The sequence below is a fragment of the Acinetobacter nematophilus genome (genome assembly GCF_026344175.1).
GTDB classification, from domain to species: domain Bacteria; phylum Pseudomonadota; class Gammaproteobacteria; order Pseudomonadales; family Moraxellaceae; genus Acinetobacter; species Acinetobacter nematophilus.
On the sequence record NZ_JAPKMY010000001.1, the window covers coordinates 586803 to 599472 of the forward strand.

Genomic DNA, 12670 nt, shown 5'->3' on the forward strand with positions numbered 1-12670 from the left:
AAAAAATAGTTGCTCATTTAATATTTCTACAAATATATTTAAATTTAATCAAATAACTATTAGCATGCTTTTGCTCAAAAAACTAAAAGACTTCTGTATTAAAAGTCTCATTCAAGGATTGAACTATGCTAACCGTATTAGGTTTAGGCATGATTTTATGCTTTATGTATTTAATCATGTCTAGACGAATGACTGCACTTGCTGCACTTACACTTATCCCAATTCTATTCGCACTTATCGCTTACGGTCTTGGCTTCTACGTGGACAGTCTAGGGCATATTGAAATCAAAGAACTTGGCGAAATGATGTTAGAGGGCGTTAAAAAGCTTGCCCCTACTGGCGTTATGCTGTTATTCGCCATTCTCTACTTTGCCATCATGATTGATACAGGTCTGTTTGATCCTTCAGTCAAATTCATCTTGAAACTGGTTAAAGGTGATCCGTTAAAAGTTGTAATTGGGACGATTACTTTAACTTTAATCGTGTCTTTAGATGGTGATGGCTCAACCACCTATATGATCTGTGTAGCCGCAATGCTCCCGCTCTATAAACGACTGGGTATGAGTCCACTCATCATGGCTTGTCTAATGATGCTTGCAAGTGGAATTATGAATCTTACCCCCTGGGGTGGTCCAACTGCTCGTGCTGCCAGTGCTTTGCATGTAGAAGCAAGTGATATCTTTGTACCTATGGTCTTACCGATGCTGATTGCGATTGTTTGGTTATACTTTGTTGGCTTTATGTATGGTCGTATGGAACGTAAGCGTTTAGGGATCATTGAACTTGATGTCAGCCATGGTGATAACATTCAGATTTCAACCAACCCTGAAGCGAATCGTGCACATTTAAGATGGTTTAATGGTTTATTAACTGTTGTATTGATGATTTGTTTGGTAAAAGGCGTTCTACCTTTACCCATTCTATTTATGATTGCACTGTGTATTGCACTTGTTGTGAACTATAAAGATGTCGATATGCAAAAATCTTTAGTCGCTCATCATGCCGGTAGTGCGCTGAATGTTGTGGGTATCATTTTCGCAGCAGGGATCTTTACTGGAATCTTGACAGGCACAGGCATGGTTGATGCCATGTCTAAAGAATTGGTTGCGATTATTCCACAAAGTATGGGACCATTTTTAGCACCGATTACTGCTGTTATCAGTATGCCGTTGACTTTCTTTATGTCAAATGATGCATTTTATTATGGTGTTTTACCTATTCTTTCTGAAGCCGCAAGCCACTATGGAATTACACCTGTAGAAATGGCACGTGCTTCAATTGTGGGTCAGCCTGTACATTTACTTTCTCCACTGGTTCCATCAACTTATTTGTTATGTGGACTGGCAGGAATTGAATTTGGGCAACACCAAAAATTTACGATTAAATGGGCAATTCTCACCTGCTTGGTCATGTTGGTTGCAGCAATGTTACTTGGTGTATTCCCATTATATTCATCTATGCACTGATCAAAAATATTCTCACCAAAATACACAAAAGCCGATATAAATATCGGCTTTTTCGACTCAAATCATCAATAAAGACAATCTAGTCTGAGCTATTCATCAGACTTAAGCTACAACTTTCAATAGAGATAAAGAGTGACCAAAATTAAGGATGAATTAATACATCGAGTAATGCTTGGTAATGAATTGAAATATCATCTTCCAAAATTTTATAAGCACTATCAAATTGTACCATTGGCCATCCTTCTTTCCAGAATGGGAAAATATTGTGCAGATCATGTGTCACAATTGCATCTTCGCGAACAATTGCCTGTGCGACTTGTGACAGCACTTGAGCTGTCTCGGCACCATCAATCGCCAAATAATCAATGCCTTTGGCTTTTAAAATTCGGACACGGTCTTTTTTATAACGGATTTTCTTTGCTTGCGCTTCATTCAGATTTAAAGCTAATGTTACCGCTTCAACAAATTTATCCTCAAAGCTCTGATTTAGCGCAACCAATGCCTGTTTATGTGCTTCTTGACGCCCCGCTTTTCCGCCCTCACGAATGATTTTTTTTGCATCAACATTCAATTCATCCGATTTCATCGACTGAAGAATGTCTAAAATTTCAATATCGCTTAATGATGCAGAAGAATCTGTCATGGGAGTCCTAAAAACAAAATAAATAGAATCCTTATTTTCGCATAATTTTAAAATTAAAACAGAGTTAATATTCACTGCTGATCAGGAGAAGATTGAACTTAAAATATTATGCTAAAATGATTTTTGCATGCAATTTTGATTTATACACATATATGTAGTTTACTGATTTTTTTATTATCGAATTTTTGAGTTTAAGCGCCTTCAATCAAATTTCCCAGATAATCATAAGCTCACAAATTTATGCTTTCCTAAAAGCATTTTTTTTGCTATTGATTTAATAACGCAATAAAAAATAGTGAACCTCATGAAAGCTGTTGCTTATAAGAAACCTCTCGCAATTTCAGAAGCCAATGTTTTTTCTGAAGTTGACATTGATCCCCCTATCGCAACAGGCCACGATCTTTTGGTTGAAATCAAAGCGATTTCAATTAATCCTGTAGATATTAAAATGCGCCAACGTACCTCACCTGAGAATGAAACATGGAAAATTCTGGGCCATGATGCAGTCGGAATTGTCAAAGCCATCGGTGACCAAGTTCAAAACTTTAAAGTCGGTGATGAAGTATTTTATGCTGGCTCTAACCAAAGACAAGGTTCTTATGCAGAATATCAATTGGTTGATGAACGAATCGTAGGTTTAAAACCTCAATCAATCAGCAGTGCTGAAGCTGCCGCTCTACCTTTAACGTCATTAACCGCCTACGAAATGCTATTTGACCGTTTAAAAATTCAAGATACCAAGCAAGAAAAACCCGTCATTTTAGTGATTGGTGCAGCCGGGGGTGTGGGATCAATTACTGTCCAATTGCTCAAAGTTTTGACTGAATTTACAGTGATTGCCACTGCATCTCGACCAGAAACTAAAGCATGGCTACAAGAGATTGGCGCAGATTTTATCGTAGATCACAGTCAGCCCTTAGAACAACAAATTTTAGACCTTAATATTGGTTCGCCGCATTATGTATTTTCAATCAATGGCACTGGACGTTATACACAGCAAATTGCCAATCTAATTGCACCACAAGGGCATTTTGGTCTGATTGATGATCCTGAGAATTTTGTTATTCATCCTTTTAAAATCAAATCAGTCTCTATTCATTGGGAATCTATGTTTACCCGATCTACGTTTCAGACCAAAGACATGACACGACAAGGCGATATTCTCAATAAAATTTCCAAATTAATTGATGACCATAGGATTAAAACGACCTTGGGTCAAAACTTGGGAACCATCAATGTGGAGCATGTAACTCAAGCGCACAGAATGATTGAGTCAGGACAAAGCATTGGAAAAATAGTTTTGGAAGGCTTTTGATTTTTCTGGATCATATTGATTTTTGTTGATCGCTTAAATCTACATGTACAGATTTAAGCGATACTATTCATTTAGATTTAGAACATCAAAGAGACTAAAATCGTGCTAGTCACAGCATGATTTTAAATGACTTCTACTACAACTTTACCTATATGCTCACCGGTATCCATAGATGCATGTGCAGCTTGAATTTGATCAAACTTAAATGTCTTATAAACCATTGGCAAACACTCACCTTTTTCCCAAAGAGGCACCACATGCGTCATCAAACCACGAGCAATTTCTGCTTTTTCGGCTGTATTGCGTGCCCGCATAGTCGAACCTGTGATGGTAAGGCGCTTCATCATGATTTGTCCAAGTTTTACATCTTTGGCTTTTGCGCCACCAAGAAAAGCGATATAGACCAAACGTCCATCTCTACGCAGCAAGTTTAAGTTTCGTTCCAGATAAGGCGCCCCAACCATATCAAGAATAATATCAACTCCTGCATTTTCAGTCTTTTCTAGAATAACCTTTTCAAAATCTTCAGTTTTATAGTTGATCGCATCGGTTAAGTGCGCAATCGCACGAACTTTTTCATCAGAGCCGACGGTAGCAAAGCTTTTCAAACCCAGAGATTGAGCTAGCATTAAGGCAGTAGTACCAATACCACTGGCGCCACCATGTACCAGAAGTGTTTCTCCGTTTTTGGCATGTGCCATTTGAAACACATTCGCCCAAACGGTAAAAAAAGTTTCCGGGATTGCAGCAGCTTGAACAAAGCTCACCGCATTAGGAATCGTGATGGTTTGAGATTCTGGTACAACACAATACTCCGCATAGCCACCACCATTGGTCAATCCACAAACCTTATCTCCAATGTTGAATAACCGAACATCTTCCCCTATAGCAACGATCTCACCGGCAACTTCTAGTCCAGGTACAGGTGTCACACCTTTTGGCATTGGATATAAGCCCTGTCTTTGCAAAATATCGGGGCGATTAATCCCAAACGCATGAACCTTGATTAGGACTTCATCTGCTTTAGGTTGTGGAACTGCCACATGTTCATATGCGAGCTTTTCTACGCCGCCTGGCTCTGTAATAATGACCTGTTGCATAGACTCTGTAGACATATTTTTCTTTCCTGATCCATGAATTTAACGATTTTGGATATTTGAACATAAACCCGAAGATCTGCAAATATTTCTTCACGAAGGTCTATAAAGAATAGACTTAAAATTCATTAGAAAAAGTAAAAAAACTTCTTATTAAAAATTTATCATTTAATACTTGATTCAAACTCTAATTTTGATATGTTCAAACTAATCATAGCGAATATGATTAAGCATTAATCAATAAAGCGCCATAAAAATAATTTCAAAGTATATTGTCAAGGAGACGATAAATATGCGAATCAATAAAGTACTCATCGCAATGATGTCCATTTATCTTCCAAGCTCTGCACTTTACGCAGCAGCACTAGATAGATCAGGACAGTCTATGTCAGCATTTTTACAGCCAGATAATTATTTTGAAGCAGGTATCTCTGTTTTAGATCCCACTGTAGAAGGACGTGAAGCTGACACATCGGAAAGCCGTAGACATATCTCAGATATGGGAGATGACTATTACTTTCCTTCCGCAGCAATCAAATTACAAGTCACAGACAATGTTTCATTCGGTTTATTATATGACCAACCTTTTGGAGCGGATGCAGCATATAATGGTAATAATGTTTTTGTTTCGTCGCCAAATGATACGGTGCTACCACAAGCTCGCTTAAGTGCAATTCGTGCCAGTACAATTGATGCGACATTTAAAGGACTGGTCAGTGCAGGACAAGCTGATCCAACCAAAGGGGTAGTTGCTACGGCTCTGAAAGCTCAAAATCCTAATATAGACTTCTCTACCACCGCAGGGTCACTGCTACTAAATAGTACGATTGCTGCATATAACGCCAATCCCACAATTAAAGCAGGAATTGATGCCGCAGTACAAAATGGGATTACTAACCGAGTGGACCAGGGAATTGCAGCAGCAAATGCCAGTCTTGGCAAAGGCAACACCAAAGTAGAAGTTGATTCTCAAAACTTATCGATGATTTTTGGTTTCCAACCCAATAAAAACTTCAATATTTACGGTGGTGGCGTGTATCAAACTGTAAAAGGCTCAGTAAGCCTACGTGGTCAGGCCTATAGCTTATATAATGGTTATGATAGCAAAATTAAAGAAACTAGCGGTGTGGGTTGGTTAGCTGGTCTAGCTTTCCAAATTCCTGAAATTGCGTTAAAAGCATCCGTTACTTATCGTTCTGAAATTGATCATGATACTGATGTACAAGAAAGTATTTCAGCATTGGGTGCACTGGCTTTACTTCCTGGTGGACCAGCTGCAATCAATAAAATCCAGAATACCAGTGGAAAAACGCGTATTACCACCCCTCAATCAGTGAACTTGGACTTCCAAACAGGAATCATGGCAAATACGGTGGCTTTTGCAAATCTACGCTGGGTAAACTGGAAAGATTTTTCCATTCGTCCAGTTAAGTTTGGCGCAGTTTCCGAAGCAATTGGGCCTTTAGTGGGTAAACCAAACGGTTTTAACCTTGTAGAATACTCTGATGATCAATATACAGTCACTGCAGGTATTGGTCGTAAACTGAATGAGCAATGGGCTGGAAATGTATCCGTTGGCTGGGACTCTGGTGCAGGTAATCCTGTTACAACTCTAGGTCCAACTGAAGGTTACTGGAACCTTGGCTTAGGTGTTCAATATAGCCCGACTCCTTCAACATTTATTGCCGGCGGTGTGAAATATTTCTGGTTAGGCGATGCTAAGGCGCAAACTGGTGCTCAAGCAGGTAGCAATGATTACGTTGCTGGGTTTAAAGACAACAATGCAATCGCCTATGGTCTAAAAATGGGTTATCGTTTCTAAGCAACTTAATTTTTACCAAGCATGTAACTGCGCAAGCTTTACATGCTTTTTTATTGGCTAAATTTTCGACATCTTAAGCCATTGGCTATTTTTTATTTGCCATCTTAATTTTACCCTGATAATATTCAATCTAAACTCATTTTACCCAGATAAAATCCCAATAGGTTTTAAAATGAAAACTGAAGCAAGCTACACTGCCTTTATCGGTCATCGTCAATTAATTAATGATACGCTACTCAATGTTGCTCTCATGGTTAAGCAACAAGGCAGTATCTCCACGCCTGTGCTGATTTTTAATGATCAGACAGGTCAACAGATTGATGTCAATATCATGGGTTCTGAACTTGATCTACAACAGCGTTATGGCGAGCCAGAAGTCATCAAGAAAGTGGGACGACCAAAGTTGGGAGTCATTTCTCGTGAAATCACCTTGCAGCAAAAACATTGGAATTGGTTAGATCAGCAAAACTCGAGCGCGTCTGCGGTTATTCGAAAATTGATTGATCAGGAGCTGAATAATCCAAATTCTGAAAGTAATAAAATGATGGTAAAACAAGCCATAGATCGCTTTATGTCTGCCATGTCGGGCAATATTCCTCATTATGAAGAGGTCACTCGTGCTTTGTATCGCGGCAATCAGGAAAGCTTTATTGCTTTAATTGACAATTGCCCTAAAGATATCAAGACTTATTTGCTGAAAAAATCAAATGATGCATTTTAAGGACAATTTCCTTAAAAAGACTGAAATGTTCTAAGCCTATTGGACAAGCGCATTTTTTATGACTTATTTTTTGTATTGTCTGCGCATAACGGCCTGTCATCTTTGCTTTTGTGAATCATCACAGGCTTGTTTTAAGCGTTTCATCGCCATCGGGTCCAGAGGTGCTGTCATCATTGCATGGTAGTTCTGACATGCGTTGGATGACTCCTGTATTTTCAGCTGGTTTGAGGCACAGGCTGTGCATAGAAAAACGATAGCAACAAGGAAAAATAGTTTCATTCTATCACCTACAATTAAATTTTAATTTGAATTAAAACTAAATTTTATTGTGTTTACTGTAGTTACTCTGTTTTTATTCAATTTCAACCATGTGCTGATATAGTGATCACGCTCATCTAATTACAGCTTAAATAAAATATTCAAATATTTTTAACAATGCTAACCCTAAATAAAGCCTGTTGTATGGATTTTATATACCCTTTGTTTAGCATTATTTCAAAAAGAAACCCGCCAGATAGCGGGTTTCTTTAAAAATATTCAAACCATTAAAGACGAACTAATTCGACAATTTTTTCTGCCAATTCTTCAACCGCTTCTTGAGCAAATACAACATCCGCACCCTGCTCAACATCAGTCACAACCACCACGCCTGTTTGACGAAGTAGGTTGACTTGATCGCTTGATAGCCCCGCTTTTGCAATCGCAACAACACCTTGCTGAATCAGTAAGCTTTCAAGTGCTTGAGCTTTTTCAAGGGCTTGGGTAGCTACGGCAACAACAGCAGGCTTTTGACCTAAACGTGCGGCACGAGCTTCAGCAGTCACAGGTTCATTATGCGCAGTCCATTCAACTGCTGCTTCAACCATCCCGGCACCAACAGTCACATTGCTTAACCGATCAATGAAAATAAATGAACCTGTATAACGACTGTCATGATAACGATCAAATACCACAGGCGCATCAAACTCAATCGTCACATCAGCTATCGCATTTAAATCAAGCTGTTCAACTTGAATTTTTTCTAAAGTATTCACATTGGTACGATAGTTAATTTTTGCAACTTTCGCAGGAATCGTTTGTGTACCAAACTTCACATTATAAAGTTTGCCCAGAACTAAAGGCTGGTCAGTCATCCATACGACTGTAGCACGGGCAGAACGTGAAATGAGTGGTTGCTCGCCTGCTTTGACCAAGACATTACCACGAGAGATATCAATTTCATCATTCAAGGTCAAAGTCACTGCTTGACCAGCAATGGCATGTGCTAAATTGCCATCAAAAGTGACAATTTCTTTTACTGTTGATTTCTTGCCTGAAGGTAAAGCCACGATTTCATCGCCAACTTTCACTTCCCCCAATGCGATGGTACCGCAAAAACCACGGAAGTCGAGGTTAGGACGATTGACATATTGCACTGGGAAGCGGAATTCATGTTTACTGACATCATGACTAATTTCAACCGTTTCCAACGTTTCCATCAAGGTTTGACCTTGATACCACGGCGTATTCGGCGATTTATTCACAACATTATCACCGTTCAATGCTGAAATTGGCGAGAAGATGATATTGGCAGGTTTACGATCATCCAATTGATTAACAAAATTGTTGTACTCAATTTGAATTTCATTGAAACGTGCTTCAGAAAACTCCACCAAGTCCATTTTGTTAATCGCAACCACAATATTACGAATCCCTAAAAGACTTGCAATAAAAGTATGACGGCGAGTTTGTGTTTGTACGCCATAACGTGCATCAATCAAAATGATCGCAAGGTCAGCAGTCGATGCACCTGTAGCCATGTTACGTGTGTATTGTTCATGCCCGGGTGTATCGGCAATGATAAACTTACGTTTTTCCGTTGAGAAATAACGATAAGCGACATCAATGGTAATTCCCTGCTCACGTTCCGCTTGTAAACCATCTACAAGCAAAGCCAAGTCTGGCGCATCGCCAGTAGTGCCTACTTTTTTAGAGTCACGTGTCACGGCTTGTAATTGATCTTCATAAATCAATTTTGAATCGTAAAGTAAACGACCAATAAGCGTTGATTTACCATCGTCCACATTACCGCACGTTAAAAAACGCAGTAAGTCTTTATTTTCATGCTGTTTTAAATATGCCAAGATATCTTGACTGATCAATTCTGATTGATGAGACATTGCTTAAAGCTCCACAGTATTTTGAAATCGGTTGCTATATTTTTAAATCTCCCTAAGTTCTCCGCTTTATTACTGGAGTCCCCCCGCTTTTATTTTATAAAGAGGGGGTTGGGGAGAGATTCATGTAAAAATACTTAGAAATAGCCTTCTTGCTTTTTCTTCTCCATTGAACCTGCCTCATCATGATCAATCATACGACCTTGACGCTCAGAACTCGTCGCTAGAAGCATTTCTTGAATGATTTCAGGCAATGTCGTTGCAGTTGATTCAACCGCACCTGTTAATGGATAACAGCCTAAAGTACGGAAACGTACCGATTTCATTTGTGGAACTTCACCTTCTTTTAAGCGCATACGCTCATCATCCACCATGATCAGCGTACCACTACGTTCAACCACTGGTCGTTCAGCAGCCAAATATAAAGGCACCAAAGGAATACTTTCCTGATAGATATATTGCCAAATGTCCAACTCTGTCCAGTTTGACAATGGGAATACACGAATACTTTCGCCTTTGTTCACTTTACCGTTATAAAGATTCCAAAGTTCTGGGCGTTGGTTTTTAGGATCCCAGCGATGTTTTGAATCACGGAAAGAATAAACACGTTCTTTAGCACGTGACTTTTCTTCATCACGACGTGCTCCGCCAAATGCAGCATCAAACTGATATTTATCCAAAGCCTGTTTTAAACCCTGGGTTTTCATAATATCAGTATATTTTGAACTGCCATAATCAAATGGGTTTACGCCAGCATCTTTACCTTCTTTGTTTTGATGCACGATCAGATCAAAACCGTGTTCTTTTGCCATGTTGTCACGGAATTTGATCATATCCTTAAACTTCCAGCCTGTGTCGACATGCAACAGTGGGAAAGGAAGTTTTGCCGGATAAAATGCTTTTAAAGCAAGATGCAGCATCACAGCTGAGTCTTTACCAATTGAGTAAAGCATCACTGGATTTTCAAACTCAGCAGCAACTTCACGGATAATATGAATACTCTCAGCTTCAAGCTGTTTAAGATGAGTAAGTCTTTCCTCAGATATAGGCATTGACAGCACCAGCTCACAAAAACGTGTACTTATTACACATATTAAAATTTATATTCATTATAGTGATTTACAAGCTAACTCTTTTGCTTGTTTTTTTATATTCATATATAAAAACATCATAAGCAAAAAATATGAGATCGCGATGTCCAGACAAATTATTGCCCTAGAAGAACTTCATTTGGAGCAATGGCTTCCACTTTGGCAGGATTATTTAACTTTTTATAATACACACTTGAATGATGAACAAATAAGATTATTTTGGAAGCGAATCACAAATCCTGATCAAACGGATATGTTTGGCTTTGCCATCAAGATAGATGGTCAGGTGGTTGGTTTTGTACATTTGATTTCCCATCCAAGCATGTGGACGAATTTGCCCTATTGCTATTTACAGGATCTTTTCATCGATGAACAATTTAGAAACCAAGGTTTAGCAACTCAATTAATCCAGCATTGTTATCAGATCTGCAATGGAAAATTTGATCGCGTTTATTGGCTGACTCAAGAGTCAAATATCACGGCTCAATATTTATATGATCACATCGCGTCTAAAACAGGATTTATTCAATATAAAAAAGCGTTAACTTGATCAGCGCATTGATACTGATAAAACATTCAAGTTTGTCTTAGATTTTATAGCTTAAATGAACGTTTTTGATTTAGGTCAATGATCAAGAAATACCTTTAACTTGAGGTCTCATCATCAAACAATATCTCCCTCAAATTAGGAAGATATCGTTTGAATAGAAGGCAACTTAATGACCAAATAATGCTTTATCCAAAGGAATTTCGATACCAACCGAAGCCCCCGCATCATTCCCATGTACATCCGAATCACTGACCCAGCCGTTGATTTTTAAAGGCATAGTCGGCTTAATATAATGTGTCCATGTTAAATCCAAAGCTTTGATCTTATCCTGTTCTGGAAAAGCTAAATTGATTTGTTTGTCAGCAAATAAACTCGCTGATTGATTCACTTTGGCATAGAGTACACGCCCAGACAAACGGTTCATCACATCAAAGCGAATATTACCGCCTACAGAAACCATTTCACCATCCCCACCCATCGCATGCCCCAATGGGAAACCTTGCTGATAGTAACCGTCTTTATAGATATAATGATTATAAGAAATTCCTTTTACATCACCATTGGTTGTTGTATCGGCCCATTCAGCATAAAACTGAACCGGCATATTTTTAAAGTTAGTCGAATAATCAGCACCCGCTAAATACATTTTCTTAGAAGGTAATAATCCTGCTTCATCTTCACCCACATATTGCCCGTAAAAACTAACTGGAACATTTAATAAGGATTGAAGATTTAAACGGGCATCAAAACCTGCAACCTGATTAGATTTATCATCATCACCATTTTCAAAGTTGTCATTGCCTTTGATTGCATTCCATAATGAATCCCAACTTTGTGAACGCCCCTCTCCACCCCATTGTAAAGTACGTGAAGCACCCAATTCTAAATAAGGTAAGGGTTGAACAGTCAAACGAAATCCCAAAAGCTTGGCATCAGGCACGGCTTTATAATCTTCTAACTGTCCTGCAAAGGCTTGATATTGCCAAGGTCCAATCCAAGACAACCATTTAGATTCAAACGCTTTTTGTTCGGCACGTTGCGCTGTAAACCCATAGACTGGACGGCTGGCATCACCACGAATCAAACTTCCATCATGCCCAGGTCCCCAATATGTTGGGATCTGACCAGCAATGACCCATTGATTCCATAACTTTCCTGCAATATATGAACCTTCAACATTGACATCACGACCATTATCAATTTGAGGGTCTTTTTCTCCATTCACACGGAGTTTGGCATCCCAGTTTTCACCACCTGCATTAAACTCAAGTGAACCCACATACTGGGCCTTTTGACTGTCACCAAATGCCTGTGGAATATTCTTCTGATCTGTTTCTGCAAATAAACCCAGTTTTACTGTTTGATTATCCGCTTTTAATGCATTCTGAATCGAATCGATGACTTTTTGTTGTGTATTGTTGGAAATCTTCGCTTGAGATAATGCACGTTGAATTTCATCACCACTCATTGGCCAAGTTGAAGTACTGATTTGAATCACACCTTGTTGATTTAACCAGTTTAAATCTGTACGGATATCTTCATGATTTAATACAATTCCCTGAGCCAAAACAGGTAAAGACATTCCAAATAATACAGCAGCATACAGGGCTTTTCTTAAATACATGCTCATTTTTCTCAAGTGTGATTTACTGCCACACCATAGTTATTTTAAAAGTTTTTTTCAATGGTGAAATTGTGTTATTCACATTGCAAAAACTCATACATTGTTTAAAAAAAAGTGTACCGAAGTACACTTTTTAAGATTTTAGATTTAAATGCCAATCATATCAATATTCATTGTTGAACAAA

General features: G+C 38.6%; 11 protein-coding genes. 5 read left to right on the plus strand and 6 right to left on the minus strand.

Features of this window, described 5'->3' with window-relative positions; translation table 11 throughout:
- Positions 1-125 precede the first annotated feature (125 nt).
- The gene (locus OSH00_RS02800; protein WP_266129138.1) at positions 126-1466 is read left to right on the plus strand and encodes a CitMHS family transporter; all 1341 of its coding nucleotides are present in this window, start codon (positions 126-128) and stop codon (positions 1464-1466) included.
- Positions 1467-1608: 142 nt separating this feature from the next.
- Here the strand turns inward: OSH00_RS02800 and OSH00_RS02805 are convergent, their stop codons facing one another.
- Positions 1609-2109: a hypothetical protein gene (locus OSH00_RS02805; protein WP_004828006.1), complete on the minus strand. Its 501-nt coding sequence runs from the start codon at positions 2107-2109 to the stop codon at positions 1609-1611.
- A gap of 304 nt (positions 2110-2413) precedes the next feature.
- Here OSH00_RS02805 and OSH00_RS02810 point away from each other — a divergent pair, with 304 nt between their 5' ends.
- The gene (locus tag OSH00_RS02810; protein WP_266129139.1) at positions 2414-3424 is read left to right on the plus strand and encodes a zinc-binding alcohol dehydrogenase family protein; all 1011 of its coding nucleotides are present in this window, start codon (positions 2414-2416) and stop codon (positions 3422-3424) included.
- A gap of 122 nt (positions 3425-3546) precedes the next feature.
- Here OSH00_RS02810 and OSH00_RS02815 read toward each other — a convergent pair whose 3' ends face one another.
- Positions 3547-4539, minus strand: coding sequence for an NAD(P)H-quinone oxidoreductase (locus tag OSH00_RS02815; RefSeq protein WP_266129140.1), 993 nt, complete (start codon positions 4537-4539; stop codon positions 3547-3549).
- Positions 4540-4813: 274 nt separating this feature from the next.
- Between OSH00_RS02815 and OSH00_RS02820 the strand changes: the two genes are divergently transcribed.
- Both OSH00_RS02820 and OSH00_RS02825 read left to right on the plus strand, forming a co-directional pair.
- Positions 4814-6343, plus strand: coding sequence for an outer membrane protein transport protein (locus OSH00_RS02820; RefSeq protein ID WP_266129141.1), 1530 nt, complete (start codon positions 4814-4816; stop codon positions 6341-6343).
- A 172-nt stretch (positions 6344-6515) separates the two neighbouring features.
- A complete protein-coding gene (locus OSH00_RS02825) occupies positions 6516-7064 on the plus strand; it encodes a DUF2239 family protein (RefSeq protein WP_266129142.1) in 549 nt (182 codons plus the stop codon).
- A 96-nt stretch (positions 7065-7160) separates the two neighbouring features.
- Here OSH00_RS02825 and OSH00_RS02830 read toward each other — a convergent pair whose 3' ends face one another.
- The 3 genes from OSH00_RS02830 to cysD form a co-directional block, all read right to left on the minus strand.
- On the minus strand, positions 7161-7343 hold the full coding sequence (locus OSH00_RS02830) for a hypothetical protein (protein WP_266129143.1): 183 nt from the start codon (positions 7341-7343) through the stop codon (positions 7161-7163).
- 266 nt (positions 7344-7609) lie between these two features.
- Entirely contained in the window at positions 7610-9223 is a 1614-nt protein-coding gene (cysN, locus tag OSH00_RS02835; protein WP_266129144.1) for a sulfate adenylyltransferase subunit CysN, read from the minus strand.
- 134 nt (positions 9224-9357) lie between these two features.
- Entirely contained in the window at positions 9358-10266 is a 909-nt protein-coding gene (gene cysD / locus OSH00_RS02840; protein WP_026040334.1) for a sulfate adenylyltransferase subunit CysD, read from the minus strand.
- Between the two features lie 148 nt (positions 10267-10414).
- Here cysD and OSH00_RS02845 point away from each other — a divergent pair, with 148 nt between their 5' ends.
- Positions 10415-10861: a GNAT family N-acetyltransferase gene (locus OSH00_RS02845; protein WP_266129145.1), complete on the plus strand. Its 447-nt coding sequence runs from the start codon at positions 10415-10417 to the stop codon at positions 10859-10861.
- Between the two features lie 166 nt (positions 10862-11027).
- Here the strand turns inward: OSH00_RS02845 and OSH00_RS02850 are convergent, their stop codons facing one another.
- Positions 11028-12485, minus strand: a complete 1458-nt coding sequence (locus OSH00_RS02850; RefSeq protein WP_266129146.1) for a capsule assembly Wzi family protein — start codon at positions 12483-12485, stop codon at positions 11028-11030.
- Between the last annotated feature and the right edge of the window lie 185 nt (positions 12486-12670).